We start from the raw sequence: 404 nt of genomic DNA, 5'->3' as shown, positions 1-404 counted from the left end.
ATGATAGTGATTTTATTGGTGTATATCCAAAAAACTATTATGAATGACTACCATTCGACAAAAGACTATGAGAACCACAATTGTTTTACAATAGTCCACTCATTTTAGCACCTTTTAAACCAATTCAGAACTCAAATATAACGTCTAAACACTTAATAGTTTTAAAACACTATATTCAATTCAAACAGATTCTTACTTTGCTCTCACAACGCCCTTTAAAAGCATTTCTTGAGCTATTAGACGATAAAGAAAACAAAGAATTACAACAATTTTATTGAATAAACGACTATAAACAAGGATTTAAGAGTTTTATTAGTTCATTTAATGATGCTCTATATGACGCTATTGACCCAACAATCTATCTAAATTACATCGATGAATATGGAGTTAAGAGATTCTTTTAT

Annotated in this window: 1 protein-coding gene; it reads left to right on the top strand. The window is 28.5% G+C overall.

What is annotated here, in order from left to right; all coding sequences use genetic code 4:
- Window positions 1-404 (top strand): hypothetical protein (locus tag KQ878_RS03715; protein WP_216567976.1); only part of this gene is annotated, 404 nt, incomplete at both ends.

This window comes from Mycoplasma zalophidermidis (genome assembly GCF_018913985.1).
Classification (GTDB): Bacteria; Bacillota_I; Bacilli_A; order Mycoplasmatales; family Metamycoplasmataceae; genus Mycoplasmopsis; species Mycoplasmopsis zalophidermidis.
Note: the sequence above shows the minus strand (reverse complement) of the source record. Positions and strands in the feature narration are given on the sequence as shown.